The sequence below is a fragment of the Pantoea sp. USHLN298 genome (genome assembly GCF_037149395.1).
GTDB lineage: Bacteria > Pseudomonadota > Gammaproteobacteria > Enterobacterales > Enterobacteriaceae > Pantoea > Pantoea astica.
Map to the genome: position 1 here is coordinate 400227 of NZ_JBBCRO010000003.1, position 21091 is coordinate 421317.

21 protein-coding genes are annotated in these 21091 nt (G+C 55.8%); 10 read left to right on the forward strand and 11 right to left on the reverse strand.

Features of this window, described 5'->3' with window-relative positions; all coding sequences use genetic code 11:
- Positions 1–10: 10 nt before the first annotated feature.
- Positions 11–250, reverse strand: a complete 240-nt coding sequence (locus WFK59_RS09735; RefSeq protein ID WP_233987477.1) for a hypothetical protein — start codon at positions 248–250, stop codon at positions 11–13.
- 263 nt (positions 251–513) lie between these two features.
- Here WFK59_RS09735 and WFK59_RS09740 point away from each other — a divergent pair, with 263 nt between their 5' ends.
- Positions 514–1734, forward strand: a complete 1221-nt coding sequence (locus WFK59_RS09740; RefSeq protein WP_233987476.1) for an L-lactate MFS transporter — start codon at positions 514–516, stop codon at positions 1732–1734.
- 32 nt (positions 1735–1766) lie between these two features.
- Here WFK59_RS09740 and WFK59_RS09745 read toward each other — a convergent pair whose 3' ends face one another.
- On the reverse strand, positions 1767–2642 hold the full coding sequence (locus tag WFK59_RS09745; RefSeq protein WP_336755691.1) for an SMP-30/gluconolactonase/LRE family protein: 876 nt from the start codon (positions 2640–2642) through the stop codon (positions 1767–1769).
- A gap of 263 nt (positions 2643–2905) precedes the next feature.
- On the opposite strand from WFK59_RS09745, the gene WFK59_RS09750 reads away from it, so the two are divergent.
- Positions 2906–3067, forward strand: a complete 162-nt coding sequence (locus WFK59_RS09750; protein WP_233987474.1) for a hypothetical protein — start codon at positions 2906–2908, stop codon at positions 3065–3067.
- Positions 3068–3142: 75 nt separating this feature from the next.
- On the opposite strand, the gene WFK59_RS09755 is transcribed toward WFK59_RS09750, so the two are convergent.
- The 4 genes from WFK59_RS09755 to WFK59_RS09770 all read right to left on the reverse strand — a co-directional run bounded on the left by WFK59_RS09755 (position 3143) and on the right by WFK59_RS09770 (position 5737).
- Positions 3143–3424: a hypothetical protein gene (locus WFK59_RS09755; protein WP_233987473.1), complete on the reverse strand. Its 282-nt coding sequence runs from the start codon at positions 3422–3424 to the stop codon at positions 3143–3145.
- A 254-nt stretch (positions 3425–3678) separates the two neighbouring features.
- On the reverse strand, positions 3679–4482 hold the full coding sequence (locus WFK59_RS09760) for a hypothetical protein (protein WP_336755692.1): 804 nt from the start codon (positions 4480–4482) through the stop codon (positions 3679–3681).
- A gap of 9 nt (positions 4483–4491) precedes the next feature.
- Entirely contained in the window at positions 4492–4944 is a 453-nt protein-coding gene (locus tag WFK59_RS09765; RefSeq protein WP_233987471.1) for a universal stress protein, read from the reverse strand.
- Positions 4945–4951: 7 nt separating this feature from the next.
- Positions 4952–5737, reverse strand: coding sequence for an IclR family transcriptional regulator (locus tag WFK59_RS09770; protein WP_233987470.1), 786 nt, complete (start codon positions 5735–5737; stop codon positions 4952–4954).
- Between the two features lie 152 nt (positions 5738–5889).
- Between WFK59_RS09770 and WFK59_RS09775 the strand changes: the two genes are divergently transcribed.
- The 3 genes from WFK59_RS09775 (at position 5890) to ypdK (ending at position 8796) form a co-directional block, all read left to right on the forward strand.
- On the forward strand, positions 5890–7488 hold the full coding sequence (locus WFK59_RS09775; protein ID WP_233987469.1) for an MFS transporter: 1599 nt from the start codon (positions 5890–5892) through the stop codon (positions 7486–7488).
- Between the two features lie 2 nt (positions 7489–7490).
- Positions 7491–8519: an HlyD family secretion protein gene (locus tag WFK59_RS09780; RefSeq protein WP_336755693.1), complete on the forward strand. Its 1029-nt coding sequence runs from the start codon at positions 7491–7493 to the stop codon at positions 8517–8519.
- Positions 8520–8721: 202 nt separating this feature from the next.
- Complete coding sequence (ypdK, locus tag WFK59_RS09785; protein WP_099257831.1) at positions 8722–8796, forward strand: membrane protein YpdK; 75 nt, start codon at positions 8722–8724, stop codon at positions 8794–8796.
- A 51-nt stretch (positions 8797–8847) separates the two neighbouring features.
- Here ypdK and alaC read toward each other — a convergent pair whose 3' ends face one another.
- Both alaC and WFK59_RS09795 read right to left on the reverse strand, forming a co-directional pair.
- Complete coding sequence (gene alaC / locus WFK59_RS09790) at positions 8848–10083, reverse strand: alanine transaminase (RefSeq protein WP_233987467.1); 1236 nt, start codon at positions 10081–10083, stop codon at positions 8848–8850.
- Between the two features lie 117 nt (positions 10084–10200).
- Positions 10201–10725, reverse strand: a complete 525-nt coding sequence (locus WFK59_RS09795; protein WP_336755694.1) for a GNAT family N-acetyltransferase — start codon at positions 10723–10725, stop codon at positions 10201–10203.
- Between the two features lie 278 nt (positions 10726–11003).
- Between WFK59_RS09795 and WFK59_RS09800 the strand changes: the two genes are divergently transcribed.
- Both WFK59_RS09800 and WFK59_RS09805 read left to right on the forward strand, forming a co-directional pair.
- Entirely contained in the window at positions 11004–12674 is a 1671-nt protein-coding gene (locus WFK59_RS09800; protein WP_293003178.1) for a sensor histidine kinase, read from the forward strand.
- Positions 12671–13399, forward strand: a complete 729-nt coding sequence (locus WFK59_RS09805) for a LytR/AlgR family response regulator transcription factor (protein WP_233987464.1) — start codon at positions 12671–12673, stop codon at positions 13397–13399. Before WFK59_RS09800 ends, WFK59_RS09805 begins: the two co-directional genes overlap by 4 nt.
- Before the next feature lie 74 nt (positions 13400–13473).
- On the opposite strand, the gene glk is transcribed toward WFK59_RS09805, so the two are convergent.
- Together glk and ipdC are read right to left on the reverse strand one after the other, a co-directional pair.
- Complete coding sequence (gene glk, locus WFK59_RS09810) at positions 13474–14439, reverse strand: glucokinase (RefSeq protein ID WP_336755695.1); 966 nt, start codon at positions 14437–14439, stop codon at positions 13474–13476.
- A 160-nt stretch (positions 14440–14599) separates the two neighbouring features.
- Positions 14600–16252 carry an indolepyruvate decarboxylase gene (gene ipdC / locus WFK59_RS09815; protein WP_336755696.1) on the reverse strand — a complete coding sequence of 551 codons (1653 nt, stop codon included), beginning with the start codon at positions 16250–16252 and terminating at the stop codon, positions 14600–14602.
- 219 nt (positions 16253–16471) lie between these two features.
- On the opposite strand from ipdC, the gene mgrA reads away from it, so the two are divergent.
- Complete coding sequence (gene mgrA / locus WFK59_RS09820; protein WP_336755697.1) at positions 16472–17461, forward strand: L-glyceraldehyde 3-phosphate reductase; 990 nt, start codon at positions 16472–16474, stop codon at positions 17459–17461.
- Between the two features lie 169 nt (positions 17462–17630).
- Entirely contained in the window at positions 17631–17996 is a 366-nt protein-coding gene (locus WFK59_RS09825) for a DUF2502 domain-containing protein (protein WP_233987460.1), read from the forward strand.
- A 60-nt stretch (positions 17997–18056) separates the two neighbouring features.
- On the opposite strand, the gene WFK59_RS09830 is transcribed toward WFK59_RS09825, so the two are convergent.
- Positions 18057–19298, reverse strand: a complete 1242-nt coding sequence (locus tag WFK59_RS09830; protein ID WP_089561698.1) for an Nramp family divalent metal transporter — start codon at positions 19296–19298, stop codon at positions 18057–18059.
- A 370-nt stretch (positions 19299–19668) separates the two neighbouring features.
- Between WFK59_RS09830 and WFK59_RS09835 the strand changes: the two genes are divergently transcribed.
- Positions 19669–20859, forward strand: a complete 1191-nt coding sequence (locus WFK59_RS09835) for a NupC/NupG family nucleoside CNT transporter (protein ID WP_336755698.1) — start codon at positions 19669–19671, stop codon at positions 20857–20859.
- Positions 20860–21091 lie beyond the last annotated feature (232 nt).

Below are 21091 nucleotides of genomic sequence, written 5' to 3' on the forward strand. Positions count from 1 at the left end.
CGGATGAGCATCATGCCCATTGCTGCTGCTGTTGAATAAGTTTTTGTGGTTGATTAATTGCCTTACGGGCAATCCAGTAGAGCAGAACACGCTCATCGTCACTATCACGATCGGCCATCGACAATAATTTAAGCGCAAGCGTCGATTTGGTCACAGGCTGTTGTTCTGCACTCAGTTCAATCACTGCCTGACCGATAATGCAGCAAACCTCATCCTCACTGGTAATGGATTCATATGTCCGGTCTTTCATATTTCCTCCTGATAAGTGAACCCTTAGCCTGGCAAAAAATCTGCAAAGTTGCTGGTGAAATCGCCTGCCTGAAACATTATCTTACGGCTAATTACGCTTAATCATTAAGCTGCCGCTTTGGTTACTTCCTCCCGCTGCCGTTCATACCCGGTTAGTGGCATTTCATGCCGTCCCCGCTTCCGTTCATGCCGTTACCCATCACGCACGCGTAAGGCTGCCCTATTCTGAGCGTAATTTCCGGATTCCCGGACGGGAGAGACAAAATGAACCAGACTCAACAGGCTACTTACCAGCGTACCCGCTGGCTCACACTGATCGGAACGGTCATTACTCAGTTTGCGCTGGGTTCGGTCTACACATGGAGTTTATTCAACGGCCAGCTGTCGCAAAAACTGGATGCGTCGATCAGTCAGGTCGCCTTCTCGTTTGGCCTGTTAAGTTTAGGGCTGGCAATTGCCTCGTCGCTGGCGGGAAAACTGCAGGAACGGTTTGGCGTTCGCCGTGTGACTATCGGCGCAGGCCTGCTGATGGCTTCAGGCTTCTGGCTGACCGCCCATGCCGATAACCTGATGATGCTCTATTTCAGCGCGGGTTTGTTGGTGGGTCTGGCAGATGGTGCCGGATACCTGATGACACTCTCAAACTGCGTGAAGTGGTTCCCGGAGCGTAAAGGGATGATCTCGGCCTGTGCGATTGGGGCTTACGGCCTTGGTAGCCTGGGCTTTAAATTTATCTGCGGCGCGCTGCTTAGCCGGTTTGGTCTGGAACAGACGTTTATCATCTGGGGTCTGCTGGCCATGTCGATGATCGTGCTGGGCGCGCTGCTGATGCGTGATGCGCCACTGCAAAGCGCAGCCAGCACCAGCCAGCAGCAGGCGCGCGATTACACGCTGGCCCAATCAGTACGTCTGCCACAATACTGGATGCTGGCGCTGATGTTTCTGACGGCCTGCATGAGCGGTTTATATGTGATTGGTGTCGCCAAGGATATCGGCGAAGGTCTGGTGCATCTCTCCACCCAGACTGCCGCCAACGCGGTGACGGTTATTGCCATTGCTAACCTTAGCGGCCGTCTGGTGCTGGGCGTGCTCTCGGATAAGATGATGCGTATTCGGGTGATTTCGCTGGCGCAGGTTGTTTCACTGGCGGGAATGAGCGTGCTGCTGTTTACCCATATGAATGAAACCACTTTCTTCCTGTCGTTAGCCTGCATCGCCTTCAGCTTCGGCGGTACCATCACCGTGTTCCCTTCACTGGTCAGTGACTTCTTCGGCCTTAACAACCTGACTAAAAATTACGGGCTGCTCTATCTCGGCTTTGGTATCGGTAGCGTGATGGGTTCACTGGTGGCTTCCTTATTTGGCGGCTTTACCGTCACCTTCAGTCTGATTATGACCCTGCTGGTGATCTCCCTGTTGCTGTCACTGACCATCCGTTTGCCGAATCAGCCGGTGGCCGGTAAGCCGGTGTTGCAACGCCATTAATCTTCCGGGGCCGCGATAACGCGGCCCTTTGCTCAACCGCGGAAACGCGGCTCTGCAATACCCGCCACGTCGACCTCAACCGCAAAAATATCCCCTGACTCAGGGTAGCGCGCCAGCTCTTCTTCGGTGCGATCTTCACGCGAACTGGTGATAAACAGCGTTTTCAGATCGGCCCCGCCAAAGGCCACCATGGTAGGCCACTTCACCGGCAGCAGGATCTCGTCGACTATTTCGCCGCTCTGCGGATCGATACGCACGACGCGCCCGCCATCAAACTGCGCTGACCAGTAATATCCCTCACTGTCCACCGCCGCGCCATCCGGTAAGCCACCAGCCGCGTCAAAGCGACGGAAAACACTGCGTTCACCCGGTTCACCCTGGCTGTCCAGCGGATAGCGATAGAGCACTTCGTTGGGCGTGTCGCTGTGGTACATCCAGCGTCGATCGGGAGAGAACGCCACGCCGTTGGAGATTTTGATATCCCGCGCTTTGACGTCCAGCTTCAGCTCAGGCGTAACCCGGCATAACAGCCCGCCATTTTTATCCTGTGGTTCCCACAGGCTGCCACACCAGAAGTTACCCCAGGGATCGACACGGCCATCATTAAAACGGCTGCGTGCGGCTTCACCTGGATTATCCGCTACCTTTTTTTCTGGTTTGCCCTGCGCGTCCAGCAGCCAGACGCCGCTGCGCAAGGCCGCAATCAGCCCGCCCTGCTCGCGCAGACCAATGCAACCCACCTCTTCTGGCTGAGGAAAGGTTTGCAGTTCGCCGCTGGCGGGATCAAAACGGTGAATCGCCGGTGCCAGAATATCGACGCACCACAGCACCTGCTCCTCGGTTGACCAGAGCGGGCATTCGCCCAGCTCAGCCTGCAATTTCAGTACATTTTTTACCTCATACGCCATGTTTCTCTCCCGATGAAAAGTCCTGCTAATAATGTAGCTATAATTCATTTTAAATGAGAATTATTTTCGCTTGCTTTTAAGACAATTCTCGCTAAGAATAATCGCTATTCATCCCTTTCTTATTTTCTTCTGCTTCCTCGCTATAAATTTCAGCAAAATGAAATATCCGGTAATATCTTCCTAAATAACTCTACAAATCCTGCATCTTCACTCCACTTTTCCAGCGTAACGTCGTAGTCATTGGAAAAGAGGAGAGCTTTCCTATGAAAAGATTAATTAAAGTCGTTTCGGTAGTGGCGCTGATGACGTTATTAAGCGGCTGCATTATCGAACCACGGCACGACAATGGCTGGCACCGCGGAGGTGGCGGCGGCTATCATGGAGGCTATCACGGTGGGTATCATGGCGGACATCATCACCGCTAACGGGCAAAGACGTCACACAGCATAATAAAAGAAAGAGAAACATTCAGGGCGGGATAATTATCCCGCCCATTTTATTTAGCTTTTAACCGCATAATTACACTGGAACCAGGCTTTTTTCAGCCCCGGAATATGGCTGTCCTGTGCCGGCAATGCTTCTACCTTATCGAATCCTTTCTTATTGCAGTAATTTGCCAGATCAATATCCAGCGCATCGCGATCGACTTTCATTGGGTCAAAGCGGTACTGGACAGTATTTGAGCTGGGATCTTCGTCGATACGTTCAAATGCCCCGGGTTTGCTGGCGGTACATCCGCTTAGCAAAATCAGCGCCAGCGCGCCAATAATCTGTTTTTTCATTTATTTATCCTCACATTGCTGCGCAGTGTATGACGCAGCATGTCGCGCATCCATAGGATTAATGCGCGAAAAACGGAAACTTGATAAGTTTTAGCCGATTAATGCGATACGATTAAACGGCTATCACTATCAGAAAGGGTATGACAAGATGCCTTCAGACAAAACGAAGTCTGTACCACACCAGGTAAAAGCCAGAACAATAAAATCATCCTGACCTTTCGGCCCGCGCTAAGCGGGCTTTTTTATGCCCGTCGCTAACCGGAAACAGCAATCATTTTACGTAACAGGTTGGCCGCGCGCTTGTCAGGTAATGCGAGAATAGCGCTGTAGAGATCGATTGACATGGCACACATCGATGAACGATCCACCGCGGTGTCGGCTGGCACGTTCAGCTGTTGCAGCTTATCGCCCCAGCGCTGATAAAGCTGTGCGACCACCTGTTTCAGATCGCGTTGCGCCAGCGCGCTGTCCACCGGCTGCGGTGGAGGCGTACTATTGAGCAACAACTGCTCCATCGCCTCGGCCTCTTTCTGGTTAAGCGACGGCGTGAGCGTTTTCACTAAATTAACGCCGCCGTTGACCTGCGGATAGAGAAACCGGAAGCACAGACCGGCGTCCTGCGCATTGAGCGCCTGCATCTCCTCCACCGACACGCGTATGTAGTTCACCACCGCCGCATCCGTTCCCCGCATCAGCCGCTGATTCACCACATCAATAAGCCAGCCGCGCAGTTCTCCGGTGGCCTGTTCAACCGGTTCGCCGGCGCGAATCCGACGCGTCAGTTCCTGGGTCAGTAGCTGCCACAGCGCCGGTTCCTGACTCTGCAATACCCGGTAACCGGGCATCTGCGCCAGGTAACCGATCGCCTGCTCGCGCTGCCGGGTCTGCTCCTGCTGCGGCGCAACCCAGCTAAACCACAGCAGATTCGCCACGATCAGCGGCAGCAGAAAAATAATCAGTCCCTGCCACAGGCGCAGTCGGGTGGTTTTAATCAGCACAATAATAATCAGCGCCAGCAGCGCAAAGGCGGCCAGCGTTATAACAGACAGAGAGGTCATGCTACGGCATTAATCCTTACGCACATCAATCAGCACCGGGCAGTGAGCACGCTCAATCACCGAGGCACTGACCGATCCTTTTAACAGTCGGTTAAAAGAAGAGAGATGACGGCGGCCCATAATGATCATGCTGGCCTTGAGCTGAAGCGACTGCGCAACGATGGTATCCGCCGCTTCGCCGGCCAGGATCATACCGCGCGCATTAATGCCGGCCCGCAGTAACGGTGCCAGCGCGTGGCGCACCACCAGTTCGGCGGTATTCTGCTCATCCTGCGCCGCAACAAAATCGGCCGGATCTTCACCGGCATCAATTTCCATCGGTTGATTACAGGAGGAGTAAGCCGGATCGACGCAACACAGCACCACCACTTCGGCGCGGTGTGCCAGAGCTTCTTCAATCGTCAGGGCAACCACTTTTTCCGCAACCGGCGAATGATCAATGGCCATTAATAAGGTTTTCATCGAATGCTTATCCTTCTACAGCGGCGATTTTGCCAATTTCACGTACCAGCGCCTCTTTACACTTCAGCATTTCATCACGATAACGCGCTTCGTGTCGGTGAAAGCGTGCAGAGGGCACCAGCAAAGAGACAGAGAAGCGGCCAAACAGCGTATCAAGAGCAAACGCCATGGTTGAGATGCCTTCCAGCGTTTCCCCGCGATCCACGGCGATGCCGGTTTCACGGACTTCATTGATCAATTGCAGCAGTTGCGGCAGGGTTTTCACCGTCATCTCGGTTAATTCCCGCCAGGCTTCGCCGACAATCACCCGCACATCTTTATCGCACTCTAATGCCAGCAGCGCCCGTCCGCCGGAGGTGCTGTAAAGCGGCAGATTAAGGCCCATGTGCGGTACCACGCGCAGTTCACGCGAAGCCACCACGCAGTGAACGATAGCCAGCTGGGTACCGCTGGCGCGCGCCAGCGAGACGGTTTCATTGGTATCGGCAGAGAGTTTTTCCAGCAGCGGCCGGACCAGATCGACCACATCGGTATGCACGCTGGAGATCAGCTTCAGCAATGCCGGTCCCAGCCGCAGTCCGCCCGCACCGCTGCTGCGGACCAGTTCTGCACTGTCGAGCGCGGCAACAATCCGCTGCACGGTAGAGCGTGGCAGATCGACCGCCTGAGCAATCTCACCCAGGCTCATGCCGCCCGGCTGTTCGCCCAGCGCATTCAGAATTTTTGCCGCACGGGCGATGACCTGAATACCGCCCGTTTTTTCATCCTCACGGCTGGAGGGTTGATGTGCCATAGCGTCGTCCTTTTTAAGCTGCCTTAATGTAGCGCGATCGCCGCACTTTTTACAGCCTGTACCACATTGCAATACACCATACCGGGATGTAATATTGCAGCCTGTATCACATCGCAATACACTGCATCAAAAAAATAACGAGACAACCTGCTATGAATGCTAAGCCAGCCACCGTGCCGGCACCTCACCCCTTTACGCTGCGTCTGGCGCTGGGATTAGTCGGCGTATTGATTGCCGCACTGACTTCCGGACTGAACGATCGCGTCAGCGATCTTGCGCTGGCTGACATCCGCGCCGCGACCGGCATCAGCTACGATCAGGGTAGCTGGATTATCTCCGGTTATCAGGCGGCGGAAGTGGCGGCGATGATGATCGCGCCGTGGTTTGCCGTCACGCTATCGCTACGGCGCTTTACGCTTGGCGTTTCAGCGGGCTTTATGCTGACCGGTATAGCGCTGCCGCTGGTGCCAGATCCAACCCTGTTTATCGCGCTGCGGGTACTGCAGGGACTGTTTGGTGGTGCCCTGCCGCCGATGCTGATGACCGTCGCCCTGCGCTTTTTGCCGCCGCCGTTCAAGCTGTTTGGCCTTGCCGGCTATGCGCTGACCGCCACTTTTGGGCCGAACATGGCCGCCTCACTGGCGTCGCTGTGGACCGATCACGTCAGCTGGATGATGGTGTTCTGGCAGATCGTGCCCGGGATGCTAATCGCCATGCTGCTGACGGGCTGGGGGCTGCCGCAGGACCCGCTGCGCACCGAACGCTTTCAGCAGATCGATCTGTTCGGCATGGTGACCGGCTGCAGCGCCATCGCTTTACTGATTCTGGTGCTGACCCAGGGCGAACGCCTCGACTGGCTTAACTCGCCGCTGATCGCCGGAATGCTGCTGGCCGCGCTGCCGCTGCTGCTGGTGTTCCTGATCAATGAGTGGTTCCATCCGCTGCCGCTGTTTAAGTTGCAGATGCTGAAACGCCACAATCTGACGCACGGATTACTGGCGCTGGCCTGCGTCCTGACGCTTTCACTGTCAGGCTCGGCGCTGCCTTCCGCCTATTTTGCGCAGGTTGAAGGATTCCGTACCCTGCAATTTGCGCCGCTGGCGCTGACGGTTGGCCTGCCGCAGCTGTTGATTGCGCCGCTGATTGCGGCGTTGCTGAACATCCGCTGGATCGACTGCCGCTGGATGCTGGCGGCCGGTGCTGGCCTGCTGGTGACTTCCTGTCTGCTGGGGATGCAGGTCACCAGCGACTGGGCGCGACAAAACTTCTGGCTGCTGCAGATTCTGCAGGCGTTTGGACAGCCGATGGTGATCTTACCGATACTGATGAGCGCCACCAGCGTGGTTGCGCCACCCGAAGGCCCGTTCGCCTCGGCGATGTTTAACACCGTGCGCGGCTTCTCCAGCATTGCCGCCTCGACGCTGGTGGAAGTGTTTCTCAGCCACCGCGAGCAGTTCCACTCCAGCATTTTAATTAATCAGGCGGCCAGTCGTCCGTGGCTGATGACCGCGACCGTCAGCAGTGAGGCCAGCAGCAGTCAGCCGCTGTTGCCGGATGGCAGCATCAGCGCCAGCGAAAACATCAGCGGTTTCGCCACGCTGGTTAAGCATCAGGCGACTGTATTGAGCCTGAGTGATAGCTGGCTGATGCTGACCGGCTTTGCTGCGTGCCTGCTTTTACTGACGGCCATCCTGCCTAAACGTGTCTGGCCGCCCCAGACGCTGATCCAACCCCCATCCCGGAATAACTGAATATGCGTGCTTTAATAATGAGAAAAACGGTGCTGCTGAGTCTGCTGCTGCTGGTGTTACTGGCTATCGCCTGGTTCGTCTGGTCGCTGATGACCCCTAACGATCACCGTACCGACGATGCGTACGTCAATGCCGATTACACGCTGGTTGCACCGAAGGTGTCAGGCTATATCAACAGCGTGCGGGTCGCTGATAATCAGCAGGTTAAAGCGGGTGAACTGCTGGCCACGCTCGACGATCGTGACTATCGCGTGGCGCTGGAGAGCGCCAGAGCCGATCTGCAGGTTAGCGAGGCGAAACTGCTGAGCAGCCAGGCGCAACTGGAGCAGCAGCAGTCGGTGATTGAGCAGCAAAAAGCCAGCGTGGCCGCCAGCCAGGCGTCGGCGCAGTACGCTGGCCAGAGCGCCGATCGTTACAATCGCCTGTATAAAAGCGGCACCGTGGCCGCTGACGATCAGCAGAAAGCGAGCTCTACCCAGCGCTCGGCACTGGCGGCCGTTCGCCAGAGTCAGGCAGCGCTGGCATCGGCAATGAAACAGGTTGGCGTATTGCAGGCGGCGGTGCGCTCAGCGGAAGCTGATGTGGCGGCGGCGAAAGCCAGTGTCGATCAGGCCGTGCTGAATCTCTCCTACACGCGCATCACTGCGCCCGTTGACGGCATGGTGGGTCAGCGTTCGGTGCGTACCGGCGCCTACGTCTCAGCCGGGACGCGTCTGCTGGCCGTGGTGCCGCTGCAGCAGACCTATATCACCGCTAACTTTCTTGAGACGCAGCTCAGCGACGTGCGGCCAGGACAGCGGGTGCGTATCCATATCGACGCTTTACCCGGCGAGACCTTTACCGGTCACGTGGACAGCATCGCTCCCGCCACTGGCGCAACTTTTTCGGCGATCGCCCCCGATAACGCAACAGGCAACTACACTAAAGTCGTTCAGCGTCTGCCGGTGAAAATTGTGCTGGAAAGTGACCAACCACATCTGGCGCAATTGCGTGTAGGCATGTCGGCGATCCCGGAAATCGAAGTGCAGTAAATTTGTGAGGAATATCTCAGAACGGACCTATTTCATTTAGGCGGGATTACGCGTAAATTAGCGCTCGATCCTGTTCTGAATTATTCAGATCGACCCGGAAAAAAGCAGACCGTTAGTCCAGGCGGCGATCTTTTTTCCACATCTGTTCGCGTTGCACTGGCCTGGGATCGCCATCATCGTAACCGCTCAGAGGAGTTGCTTTGTGAAATATGCCTTGATGGGAATATCTTTTTTCGCGTTGCTTTGGTTCGGAACCTTTGTTCTGCTGCTGAAGTAATGGCGTGACAGTGCCGCCAGGGGGCGACAGCTTTGTCGCCCCAGTTGGCTGTCAGATCTCTTCTTCCAGATTTTTTACGCTGCCCGGCAACACGCCATCGGCACGGAACATCGCTTTAATCCCCCGCACCGCCTGACGAATCCGGTCACCGTTTTCAATCAGCGCAAAGCGTACATGCGTATCGCCGTAGTCACCGAATCCGATACCGGGCGAGACGCACACTTTGGCTTCCTGCAGCATATGTTTGGCAAACTCCAGCGATCCCAGATGAGCGTAATGGTCAGGGATTTTCGCCCAGACGTACATTGAGGCTTTGGGATTGTCGACCATCCAGCCCGCTTCATGCAGCCCTTTGACCAGCACATCACGGCGGCGTTTATACTGCTCAGCGATATCGCGTACGCACTGCTGATCGCCTTCCAGTGCGGCGATCGCCGCTACCTGCAACGGGGTGAAGGTACCGTAATCGTGGTAACTCTTGATCCGGGCCAGCGCAGCGACCAGCTCTTTATTACCGACCATAAAACCAATGCGCCAGCCCGCCATGTTGTAGCTTTTTGACAGGGTAAAGAATTCAACCGCGACGTCACGCGCCCCGGGCACCTGCATAATCGACGGCGCTTTCCAGCCATCGTAAACGATGTCGGCATAGGCCAGATCGTGGATAACCAGCACGTTGTACTGCTTCGCCAGCGCAATGACGCGTTCAAAGAAGTCCAGCTCTACGCACTGCGCGGTCGGGTTAGAGGGAAAGCCGAGGATCATCATTTTCGGCTTGGGATAGCTTTCGCGGATGGCGCGTTCCAGCTCATTAAAGAAGTCGACACCCGCCACCAGCGGTACCGAACGGACCTGCGCGCCAGCAATCACGGCACCGTAAATGTGGATCGGATAGCTGGGATTCGGCACCAGCACGGTATCACCGTGATCCAGCGTCGCCAGCATCAGGTGCGCCAGCCCCTCTTTTGAGCCGATGGTGACAATCGCCTCTGATTCCGGATCGATCTCCACCTGATAACGCTCGGCGTACCAGCGTGAAATCGCCCGGCGCAGGCGAGGAATGCCGCGCGAAGTCGAATAGCCGTGGGTATCGTCACGCTGTGCGACCTGGCACAACTTCTCAACGATGTGCGGCGGCGTGGCCCCATCCGGATTTCCCATTGAAAAGTCGATGATATCTTCGCCGCGCCGACGCGCAGCCATCTTCAGTTCAGCGGTGATGTTGAAAACGTAAGGGGGGAGACGTTCGATACGTGAGAAACGACGGGGTGTGCTGTTATCAGCCATGATGTCCTCTGGAGTACGTTAGCGCCCGGACCGTCCGAGCGACGCTGGTCACTGCGGTGACCTCTCAAGAACATAACGTGACAATCACAACGTTGTCGAGGGTGGCGGAAAATATTTTTATTTTTGCGGATTCAGCCGTCCCAGCAGCCAATCGTTTACCCAGCAGCCGTTCAGCAGATAATTATCCCGTAGCGTCCCTTCAAGCTGAAAGCCATTTTTTTCCAGAATGCGCCGTGACGCCTGGTTGCCTTCAATCACCATCGCTTTGAGCTTATGGAAATCGGCCTCAAATAAGAACTGACACAGCGCCGCCAGCGCCTCGCTGCCAAAACCCTGACCGCAGTGGCGATGCAGCAGCATGTAGCCCACCTCCGCCTGACGATAGGGCTCCCACTCCGGGCTGCAGCCAAACAGGCCAATCGGCTCGCCGCTGTCATTGCGGCGGGCCACCAGACAGAGCATGTGAAAACTACTGGCCTGCCAGGGGGCCAGCCGCTCATTAAAGCGCTGCCGGATATCCGCTTCGTCAGGAATTTCGCTGACCCAGGTCATGGTGTCGCGGTCCTGATGGACGGCGCGGAACAGTTGCCAGTCCTCTGGCTGGAGTTTACTCAGGGTTAATCTGGCGGTGACTAATTGCATTTTCTGCTCCCGATGGGCGCGATGTATCGACAATCTCTGCCTCGCTTCATCGCGCAACATAGCAAAACGCCCTGGCCGCGACCAGTGCGGTCAGGCGGAAAAACTGTTCCCCTTTATAGCACTCAGGCTTTCCGCTTTTTGCGATTCGCCTGCCAGAGTTGATCTGAAACATCTTCCGGCATGGCGGCGAACCGGGATGCTAGCGCATCACGATCACATTTTTTATCATAGGTTCACTTTCCTTTGCCGATGAGTCGCCTGTGTCCTCCCACTTTACGATGTTACTGGCCGTATTTGACCGCGCTGCACTGATGCTGATCTGCCTGTTCTTCCTGACGCGCACCCGGCTGTTTCGCCAGCTGCTGCAAAAAGATGAACACACCGGCTATGAAAAGGCGGTCGTCACCGTCATCTTTTCGCTGTTTGCCTTATTCAGTACCTGGTCCGGGGTGGATGTCGATGGCTCGCTGCTGAATGTGCGGGTGATCGCCGTGATGGCGGGCGGCATTCTGTTTGGGCCGTGGGTCGGTATCGCGACCGGCGTGATTGCCGGCCTGCACCGCTTTTTAATTGATATCCACGGCGTAACCTCAGTGCCCTGTCTGATCACCAGCATCATTGCCGGTTTTGTGGCGGGCGGGATTAACCGGCGAGTGGTGAAAGAGCAGCGCTGGCGAGTCGGTATCCTCGGCGGGATGCTGTGCGAGAGCCTGACCATGCTGCTGATTATCCTCTGGGCGCGCCCGACCTCACTCGGGCTGGCTATCGTGTCGGAGATTGCGCTGCCGATGATTCTCGGCGCTTCCAGCATTGGCCTGATTGTGCTGCTGGTGCAGAGCGTTGAGGGCGAAAAAGAGGCCATCGCTGCCCGCCAGGCCAAGCTGGCGCTGGAGATCGCCAATAAAACCCTGCCGTTGTTTCGTCAGGTTAACAGCGAGTCGCTGCGCAATATCTGTGACATTATCCGCCGCGATATCAACGCTGACGCGGTGGCGATGACCAACAAAAAACAGATTCTGGCCTATGTGGGCTACGGTGAGCAGAACTATCAGCAGGGGGATGAAGACATCAGCCCGACCACCGCTCAGGCGATCGCCAGCGGTAAAATCATCATCAGAAACAATGACGAAGCGTACCGCACCAAAGATATTCACTCCATGATCGTTATCCCGCTGTGGGAAAAAGGCAAAGTGACCGGCACGCTGAAAATTTATTACCGCCGGGCCCACCGTATAACCGGTTCGCTGAAGGAGATGGCGATTGGGCTTTCACAGATTATCTCAACCCAGCTTGAAGTTTCACGCGCTGAGCAGCTGCGTGAGATGGCCAATAAAGCGGAACTGCGCGCTCTGCAAAGTAAAATAAATCCTCATTTTCTGTTTAATGCCCTGAACGCTATCTCCTCTTCCATCCGCCTTAATCCCGATACCGCCCGCCAGCTGGTGATCAATCTGTCGCGCTATCTGCGCTATAACCTCGAACTGAATGACGATGAGCTGATCGACATCCGTAAAGAGCTGTGGCAGGTGAAGGATTATATCGCCATTGAACAGGCACGCTTTGGCGACAAGCTGACGATGATTTATGACGTTGATGAAGATCTGCATTTCCTGCTGCCCAGCCTGCTGATTCAGCCGCTGGTGGAGAATGCTATCGTGCACGGCATCCAGCCCTGTAAAGGTAAAGGCGTGGTGACGCTGAGCGTTCGGGACCTGGGCGATCGGGTGCGGATCGCGGTACGCGATACCGGCCAGGGAATCAGCGATGAGGTGATGGCACGGGTGGCCCGTAATGAGATGCCCGGCAATAAAATCGGCCTGTTGAATGTTCATCATCGGGTCAAGCTGTTATCGGGTCAGGGATTGTCTATCGTACGGCATCAGCCCGGTACCGAAATCGCCTTTATGCTGAGTAAAAACGGCCAGCGGCTGGCGGAGAATCTGTTATGAAAGCGATCATTGTCGAAGACGAGTTTTTAGCCCAGCAGGAGTTGAGCTGGATGATCCAGCAGCACAGCAAAATCCGGATCGAAGCCTGCTTTGATGACGGTCTCGACGTGCTGAAGTATCTGCAGCAGCATCGGGTCGACGTGATTTTTCTCGATATCAATATTCCGTCGCTTGACGGGATGCTGCTGGCGCAGAATATCAGTCAGTTTGCCCACAAGCCGTTGATTGTGTTTATCACCGCCTGGAAAGAACATGCGGTCGAGGCGTTTGAGCTGGAAGCGTTCGACTACATCCTCAAGCCCTATCATGAGTCACGCATTGTCACCATGCTTAATAAACTTGAAGCTGCCGGGCAGACTCAGCAGGCGGTCAGCAATGCCGCCGTTGCCGCCGTGCCGCAGACGGTGAACCTGCTGAAAGATGAGCGCATTATCGTCACCGACGTGAATGATATTTACTATGTGGAAGCACATGAGAAGCTGACGTTTGTTTATACCCGGCGCGAATCCTATGTGATGTCGATGAATATTACCGAGTTCTGTTCACGTCTGCCGGAGCAGCAGTTTTTCCGCTGCCACCGCTCTTACTGCGTAAACCTGAATAAAATTCGCGAGATCGAGCCGTGGTTTAACAACACCTATCTGCTGAAGCTGCGTGACCTGGAGTTTCAGGTACCGGTCAGCCGCAGCAAAGTGAAGCTGTTTCGTCAGTTAATGCGGTTGTAACAGGGGAATGGCGTTAGCGCACTTCCCGACCCGGCAGGCCAGGTCGGAAAGCGGTATCGCGGACTAACGGCAGATCAGAGTTCGCGGCCCAGCGTCTGACGCAGGTGCGCACCGGCACCCAGCAGACCCGGCTGATCGTGGGTGATCATGTAAACCGGAATGCTGGCAACGTAGTCACGGAAACGGCCTTTGTCTTCAAACGCCGCCCGGAAACCTGACGCTTTAAAGAACTCAAGGAAGCGCGGCACGATACCGCCGGCGATATAGACGCCGCCAAAGGTGCCGAGATTCAGCGCCAGGTTGCCGCCGAAGCGTCCCATGATGACGCAGAACAGCGAGAGCGCGCGACGACAGTCGGTGCAGCTATAATCCAGCGCACGTTCACTGACATCTTTCGGCTTCAGGTTTTCCGGTACGCGATTGTCGACTTTAACGATAGCGCGATAGAGGTTAACCAGGCCGGCACCCGAGAGCACGCGTTCCGCTGAAACATGGCCCAGTTCTTCACGCAGCACTTCCAGGATCTGGTCTTCTTCTTCGCTGTTGGCGGCGAAATCGACATGACCGCCTTCGCCCGGCAGGCTCACCCAGCGCTTGTCGACATGAACCAGATGGCTGACGCCAAGGCCGGTACCGGCGCCATAGATAGCGATAGGCTTATCTTTCACTGCCTCACCGCCACCGAACTGAATCACGTTTTCGGCAGTCAGCATCGGGATCGCCATGGATACCGCAGTGAAGTCGTTAATGATTTCCAGGTGTTCAAAACCGATGTTCTCTTTCAGCTGGCGCGTCGAAAATGCCCAGTCGTGGTTGGTCATTTCAACCCAGTCATCGGTAATCGGGCAGGCGATGGCAATACAACCATCTTTAACATCCTGCTGTTGTTCATCAAGATAATGGCGGATGACGGCTTCGAGGCTGTCGTACTCTGATGTTGAGAATGTTTTGGCCTGGGAGATGCTGCCGCTTTCCACCTCACACAGGGCGAGACGGGCGTTGGTGCCGCCGACATCGCCGACCAAGGCATAGGTTGTCATTCTTCTGTTGCTCCGCTTGGGGTCTTAAAGAGTTGGAGGACACTATAAAATCCTGCCCATAAAACAACAACGCTCACCGGTGCGATTGGTGAGCGTCTTACTCAGGTGCGCTACAGCCTAACCGCGATAGCCTGACCTGCACAGCGGCAACTATCTGAATCTATCCGCCGTTACGTTGATTCAGGCAGGCGGTCACTTTTCTCAGCAGCGGCGGTAAATCCTCTTTCTGCATCACCACCTCAACCAGCGTGAGATATTGTGGTCGTGCCAGCCGCGCCATCACCTCCTGTAACTGGACCGTTTCACTGATCCGCCAGCTCTGTGCCTGGCCGTGCAGGCTAAGGGCTTGCGGCAGCGCCGTCCAGTTCCACTGGGCGATATCATTGTAACGTTGTGTTGCGCCATGAATGGCTCGCTCAACGGTATATCCTTCATTATTCAGCAGAAAAATGATGGGATGCTGCTGGTCGCGCAGCATTGAGCCTAATTCCTGAATGGTCAGCTGGGCCGAACCGTCGCCGATAATCAGGATCACCCGACGATCGGGATCGGCGGTCTGCGCGCCAAACGCTGCCGGTAGAGTATAGCCGATTGATCCCCATAATGGCTGAACCAGTAACTGTGCCTGCGTTGGCAAACGCAACGCGGCAGCACCAAACGCCGCCGTGCCCTGTTCAGCCAGAATCACATCGCCCGGCTGCAGAAAATCCTGCATCTTCTGCCAGAAAGCCTGCTGGCTGATGATTGCCGCCTCCTCAACCGGCGCGGCGGCGGGCGCTTCCGGTCCGGTCTGCCACTGCTGACCATAACGCGCGAACAGGCCATTCAGTTCGCTGAGCGCGTCGGCCATTGATAGCGGTGAAAACGTTTTCCCGCCGACGCTGGCACTGTGCGGCTGCAGATCGATCAGTTGCTCAGCGGCAAACTGCTGGGTAAAGCCAGCGGTGATGGTGTCGGTAAAGCGCACGCCAACACAGATCGTCACATCAACCTGCTCAATCTGTTGCCGAACCTGACCCGCGCTGCCCTCGCCCGCATAGGTGCCGACAAAGCCTGGCTGCTGCTCATCCAGCACGCCTTTTCCCATCAGTAAGCTGGCGCAGGGGATGGCGCGCTGCTGTCGCAGTGCGGCCAGCGCTGACTGCTGCTGCCAGCGCAACGCCAGAAAGTCCGCCAGTAACGAAACCCGCTGTGCCGGTGCCAGCAACTGCTCTGCGGCCTGCCGGAAGGCCTTCCGCGCCGAATCTGATGAGGCGTTAGTCAGGTTTAATGGCTGCGTTGGCGGCTCAGCCTCGCAGGCCGCCACGTCCACCGCCAGCGACAGATAGCCGGGCTGGCGCATCTGAAGCGCGCTGACAATCACCCGATCGATCTCTGTCGTGGCATTTTCCGCCGTCAACAGGGCCGTTGCGGCACTCACCTCTTCCGCCATTCGGATAAAATGACGGAAGTCACCGTCACCCAGCGAATGGTGCACACAATCGCCCTGCTGCTGCGCCCGGGTCGCGGGCGCGCCAACAATATGGATCACCGGCAGATGTTCGGCGTAACTGCCGGCAATGCCGTTGATGGCACTCAGTTCACCCACGCCAAAGGTCGTCAGCAGTGCCGCTGCGCCGCGGCAACGGGCATAACCGTCTGCGGCGTAGGCGGCGTTGAGCTCATTAGCACAACCTACCCAGTGGATAACCGGATGATCGATGACCCGATCCAGAAATTGCAGATTGTAGTCACCCGGCACGCCAAACAGATGCTGCACGCCAATCTCCTGCAGACGAGCCAGCAGGTAATCACCAACAGTAAAAACGGACATAGCGCATTCCTTTTCAGGGAGAGTCCGGTTAAGTATCTGACAAGCTGCAAAATTGGCGAGAAAAGTCGCGACAAGGCCAGCCACAACGCCTGGCAAGCCGCCGTTACGGTGGCGGATTACTCTGTAATTATGCGATCTGCGGCGCGTTGTCACTGAGTGTAACCGTATACACTGCTATCCTTTTGGCACAAATCCCCGTTTTTGACCCAGGAGCGTTGAATGTCGTTTTTCCCTCGTCCCGACCGATATCAGCAGATGGAATACCGCCGTAGCGGCCGCAGTGGCATTAAACTTCCCGCTATCTCACTTGGGCTGTGGCATAACTTCGGCGACAGCACCCGGGTAGACAACAGCCGCACATTGCTGCGTCATGCCTTTGATCACGGCATCACTCACTTTGACTTAGCCAATAACTACGGTCCACCGCCGGGTTCTGCGGAAGAGAATTTTGGCCGCATTCTGCGGGAAGATTTTCGCGCCCATCGCGACGAGCTGATTATCTCGACCAAAGCGGGCTATACCATGTGGGACGGTCCCTATGGTGACTGGGGATCGCGTAAATACCTGATTTCCAGCCTCGACCAGAGCCTGAAACGCATGGGGCTGGAGTACGTCGATATTTTTTATCATCATCGCCCGGACCCGGAAACGCCGCTGGAAGAGACCATGCGCGCGCTGGATCAGGTGGTGCGACAGGGCAAAGCGTTATACGCCGCCATCTCGAACTATCCGGCCGATCGCGCCGCAGAGGCGATTGCCATTCTGCGCGATCTCGGTACGCCATGCCTGATCCACCAGCCGCGCTATTCGATGTTCGAACGCACGCCGGAGCAGGGTCTGATTCAGACGCTGGGTGAAGCGGGCGTCGGCTGCATCGCGTTTTCACCACTGGCGGGCGGTGTGCTGACCGATCGCTACCTGCAGGGCATTCCCGAAGATTCGCGGGTGGCAAGCGGCAGTAAATTCCTCAGCGAGAATCAGCTGACCGATGAGAAGATGGAAAAAGTCCGCAAGCTGAACGAGATTGCCCTGCAGCGTGGTCAGAAGCTGGCGCAGATGGCGCTGGCCTGGGTATTGCGCGATGAGCGGGTGACCTCGGTGTTGATTGGAGCCAGTAAAACCGCCCAGATTGATGATGCGGTAACCATGCTCGCCAATCGTCAGTTTGATGAGGCGGAATTAGCCGCGATTGAGTCAGCTCTGCTTTAATGTTATTCGCCCGGCGCAGGCCGGGCTTTTCTGCGCCAGAATTGTCTCAATCCCCCTTTTCTCCCCAATTTCCTCACAATCTTCCGACACAATGAAGCGGTAACAACAGCAATACGCAGGCATCATCGCTGCGCCGCAACAGCATCAGACTGTTGATGAGGAGATAAAAATGAAAAGAGCTCTTTTGTTTGCCGCCTTGCTGACCATGCTGTCACCGCTGGCAATGCACACGGCACAGGCTTCCAGCGCCTCTATTACTCTGGCCCCCGGTGTGACCTTACATCTCGGCGATCGCGATCGCCGTGGTTATTACTGGGATGGCGGCCGCTGGCGTGAACCGCGCTGGTGGAACGACCGTTACTCATGGAATGACCGCCGCTGGTGGCGTCATGAAGAGTGGCGTCGTCATCAGGAGTGGGAGCGTGAACGTCGCTGGCATCAGCGTGACCGGGATCGCCGCTGGGACCATCAGTATCGCCGCGATCATCATGACCGCCATGATCATCACGATCACCGTGGCCGTGACCATCATTAAGCAGTCCGAATTAATGCAAAACGCCCGGCATAACCGGGCGTTTTTGTTTGCCTGACACCGCTACAGCCCCAGCGCCTGGCCCACCAGCAGATAGATGTTCAGCGTAATCACCAGCGCGACAATCACCCAGCCGGTCAGCTGCATCAGACGCGAGTTAACCATCTCATCGCCCATCAGTTCGCGGTTGCCGGTGAACGCCAGCAGCGGAATTAATGCCAGCGCAATACCAAAGCTGAGCAGCACCTGACTCATCACCAGAATGCGCGTGGGGTCCCAGCCCGCCCAGATAACAATAAAGGAGGGCAGCATGGTCACCGTGCGGCGCACCCAGAGCGGAATATGGAAACGAATAAAGCCCTGCATCACTACCTGTCCCGCCAGCGTTCCCACCACCGTAGAGGATAAACCGGCGGCCACCAAGCTGAGGCCAAACACGATCGCCGCGGCCTCACCCAGTAACGGCTGTAGCGTCAGATAAGCCTGGTCGAGTTCGGCGATTTTACTGTGGCCGCTAAAGTGGAAAGCGGCCGCCGCGGTAGCCATCATCGCCAGGTTAACGAATCCGGCAATGGTCATGGCAATCGCCACGTCCAGTTTGGTCGATGAGTAACGCTGTCCTTTGCTGTCACTGCTTTTCCCCTGCGTCAGCGCAGAGTGCAGATAGATGACGTGCGGCATGATGGTTGCGCCCAGCACGCCAGCCGCAAGGAACACCGCATCGGAAGTCGGTAACGACGGCAGCGCCATACCGATCACCAGTTCGCTCACTTTTGGCTGTGAGAAGAACAGCTCAACGATATAGGCGGCGGCGACAAACAGCAGCAGCCCGCCAATCACCAGTTCCAGCGGCTTCTGCCCGCGACTCTGCAACATCAGGATCAGGAAGGTGGCGATACCGGTCAGCACCGCGCCCTGCATTAATGAGATGCCCAGCAGCAGCTTGAACCCCAGTGCCGCGCCGATAAATTCCGCCAGATCGGTTGCCATGGCGATAATTTCCGCCTGCACCCAGTAGAACCAGACCGCCGGCCGGGGAAAGCGGTCACGAATATGTTCAGCGAGGTTTTTACCGGTGGCGATGCCCAGTTTGGCGGACATCAGCTGGATCAGCATCGCCATGATGTTGGCCCATACCACCACCCACAGCAGTTTATAGCCGTACGCCGCACCAGCCTGAATATTGGTCGCAAAGTTGCCCGGATCGATATAGCCGATAGCGGCAATAAACGCGGGTCCCAACAGTGCGAGTTTGACTTTTCTTACTCCGCGAGCGGCGCGCTCGGCGGTACGACTTTCAAACATATCTGGTACCCTGTCTGAACATTTGCCTACCCCGGCAAGCTTAGGAGGAAGCAAGAGCAAGTGAAATTCGGTTTTAGTTATTGGTGAAATAGATGCTGCTATAAAGTATAGCCATTGCTATATCTTACAGTAAAGGAAGTGAGTGCTAAAAATGTGAGCAACGATGTCACTCTACGCCCGGTGCAAAATATAGACAATAAATTTGTGGTTATCTACTGTGAAGGTTTTGTAAACGAGACGTGATCGCTAAGAGTTTTCTGCAAGATAAGGTGATAGCGAATACTTATATTGTGGTTCAGATCTCGTTTTTAAGTAACGCGTTACATAGAATACGCAGCAAAATACAACCCTCCTCAAATTTGGAGCAACCATGTCCCATATTTTGCAGTTTCTTTTAGCACTGGTGGTGGTCGGTGTGCTGGCGTTACTGGTCAGCCACGATCGTAAAAGTATTCGCATTCGCTACATTATACAGCTTCTGGTGATTGAAATTGTGCTCGCCTGGTTCTTCCTGAACTCAGAAGCGGGACTGGGATTCGTCAAAGGCTTTGCCGGTGTGTTCGACCATCTGCTGAAATATGCGGCGGAAGGAACCAACTTTGTCTTCGGCAACATGAATGATAAAGGCCTGGCCTTCTTCTTCCTTAACGTGCTGTGCCCAATCGTCTTTATCTCTGCGCTGATCGGTATTCTGCAGCACTTCCGCATCCTGCCGTGGGTGATCCGTGGCATCGGTACCGTGCTGTCGAAAGTCAACGGCATGGGCAAACTGGAGTCCTTTAACGCCGTGAGTTCTCTGATACTGGGACAGTCAGAAAACTTCATCGCCTATAAAGATATCCTCGGCCAGATGTCACAGCGCCGGATGTACACCATGGCAGCCACCGCGATGTCGACCGTCTCTATGTCGATTGTCGGCGCTTACATGACCATGCTGCAGCCTAAATATGTGGTCGCGGCGCTGGTACTGAACATGTTCAGTACCTTTATTGTGCTGTCACTGATCAACCCTTACCGCGTCGACAGTGAAGAAGATCTGCAACTGCAGGATCTGCATAAAGGTCAGAGCTTCTTTGAAATGCTGGGCGAATACATTCTGGCCGGTTTCCGCGTTGCCATCATTGTGGCCGCGATGCTGATCGGTTTTATCGCGCTGATTTCGGGTCTGAATGCGCTGTTTGACGTGATCTTCGGTATCACCTTCCAGGGCGTGCTGGGCTATGTCTTCTATCCGTTTGCCTGGGTGATGGGCGTGCCGGCAGGTGAAGCGTTGCAGGTTGGCAGTATTATGGCGACCAAGCTGGTGTCGAATGAGTTCGTGGCGATGATGGATCTGCAGAAAATCGCCGGTCAGCTCTCACCGCACGCCGAAGGCATCCTGTCGGTGTTCCTGGTGTCGTTCGCTAACTTCTCCTCTATCGGCATCGTCGCGGGCGCGATCAAAGGCCTGAACGAAGAGCAAGGTAATGTGGTTTCCCGCTTTGGTCTGAAACTGCTGTACGGCTCGACGCTGGTCAGCGTGCTTTCTGCCGCGATTGCCGGTCTGGTGCTGGCGTTCTGATCCAAAAGGGCGAGCCCGTCTCGCCCTTCTCTTCCCTCTGCTTTTCTGCTTCTTCTTTTCTCATCCTGCAACCTTTTCTGCGACTCGTAAATCTGGGCTGACGCCGTGCGGGAAGCTCTGTGCTGAACGTCCTCTGAAGCAACGGATGAGCATACCGGAAGGTAGCGCGAGGCTACGCACAGGCCATGCGCCTGATCCGCGAGGTTTAGCCTGCAGCAAAAAATCCAGCGGA

Bases quoted from the DNA above. Each gene is read 5' to 3' on its own strand.
- WFK59_RS09830 (WP_089561698.1), bottom strand. From the start codon at position 19,298: ATGTTTGAAAGTCGTACCGCCGAGCGCGCCGCTCGCGGAGTAAGAAAA.
- WFK59_RS09835 (WP_336755698.1), top strand. From the start codon at position 19,669: ATGTCCCATATTTTGCAGTTTCTTTTAGCACTGGTGGTGGTCGGTGTG.
- mgrA (WP_336755697.1), top strand. From the start codon at position 16,472: ATGTCGTTTTTCCCTCGTCCCGACCGATATCAGCAGATGGAATACCGC.
- WFK59_RS09750 (WP_233987474.1), top strand. From the start codon at position 2,906: ATGAAAAGATTAATTAAAGTCGTTTCGGTAGTGGCGCTGATGACGTTA.
- ipdC (WP_336755696.1), bottom strand. From the start codon at position 16,252: ATGTCCGTTTTTACTGTTGGTGATTACCTGCTGGCTCGTCTGCAGGAG.
- WFK59_RS09775 (WP_233987469.1), top strand. From the start codon at position 5,890: ATGAATGCTAAGCCAGCCACCGTGCCGGCACCTCACCCCTTTACGCTG.
- WFK59_RS09735 (WP_233987477.1), bottom strand. From the start codon at position 250: ATGAAAGACCGGACATATGAATCCATTACCAGTGAGGATGAGGTTTGC.
- alaC (WP_233987467.1), bottom strand. From the start codon at position 10,083: ATGGCTGATAACAGCACACCCCGTCGTTTCTCACGTATCGAACGTCTC.
- WFK59_RS09780 (WP_336755693.1), top strand. From the start codon at position 7,491: ATGCGTGCTTTAATAATGAGAAAAACGGTGCTGCTGAGTCTGCTGCTG.
- glk (WP_336755695.1), bottom strand. From the start codon at position 14,439: ATGACAACCTATGCCTTGGTCGGCGATGTCGGCGGCACCAACGCCCGT.
- WFK59_RS09745 (WP_336755691.1), bottom strand. From the start codon at position 2,642: ATGGCGTATGAGGTAAAAAATGTACTGAAATTGCAGGCTGAGCTGGGC.
- WFK59_RS09765 (WP_233987471.1), bottom strand. From the start codon at position 4,944: ATGAAAACCTTATTAATGGCCATTGATCATTCGCCGGTTGCGGAAAAA.
- WFK59_RS09740 (WP_233987476.1), top strand. From the start codon at position 514: ATGAACCAGACTCAACAGGCTACTTACCAGCGTACCCGCTGGCTCACA.
- WFK59_RS09755 (WP_233987473.1), bottom strand. From the start codon at position 3,424: ATGAAAAAACAGATTATTGGCGCGCTGGCGCTGATTTTGCTAAGCGGA.
- WFK59_RS09800 (WP_293003178.1), top strand. From the start codon at position 11,004: ATGTTACTGGCCGTATTTGACCGCGCTGCACTGATGCTGATCTGCCTG.
- WFK59_RS09805 (WP_233987464.1), top strand. From the start codon at position 12,671: ATGAAAGCGATCATTGTCGAAGACGAGTTTTTAGCCCAGCAGGAGTTG.
- WFK59_RS09795 (WP_336755694.1), bottom strand. From the start codon at position 10,725: ATGCAATTAGTCACCGCCAGATTAACCCTGAGTAAACTCCAGCCAGAG.
- WFK59_RS09825 (WP_233987460.1), top strand. From the start codon at position 17,631: ATGAAAAGAGCTCTTTTGTTTGCCGCCTTGCTGACCATGCTGTCACCG.
- WFK59_RS09770 (WP_233987470.1), bottom strand. From the start codon at position 5,737: ATGGCACATCAACCCTCCAGCCGTGAGGATGAAAAAACGGGCGGTATT.
- WFK59_RS09760 (WP_336755692.1), bottom strand. From the start codon at position 4,482: ATGACCTCTCTGTCTGTTATAACGCTGGCCGCCTTTGCGCTGCTGGCG.